General features: G+C 44.5%; 1 protein-coding gene. It reads left to right on the plus strand.

Annotated features, from left to right (window positions below; all coding sequences use genetic code 11):
* Window positions 1-21 precede the first annotated feature (21 nt).
* Window positions 22-211, plus strand: a 190-nt coding sequence (locus tag ON062_RS13770) for a hypothetical protein (RefSeq protein WP_274647711.1), incomplete at its 3' end; no start/stop codon positions are given.

Raw genomic sequence — 211 nt, forward strand, 5'->3', positions numbered from 1 at the left:
TCCAAATATGCTCCACATTTGGTGGCAGATCCTTGTTCAAGGATGCACAAATTTGTATCGGGTGTGTCTGATTTGATAAATGAAGAATGCCATGCCGCTATGCTCATTGGGGACATGGACATATCAAGACTCATGACATATGCCGAACAGCTTGAGGAAGAGAAACTCAGAAAGAAGAGGTTGGGGGAGTCAAAGAGGGCTAGGTATGATG

Origin of the sequence: Microbacterium sp. C7(2022), from assembly GCF_028823665.1 — a bacterium.
Classification (GTDB): domain Bacteria; phylum Actinomycetota; class Actinomycetes; order Actinomycetales; family Microbacteriaceae; genus Microbacterium.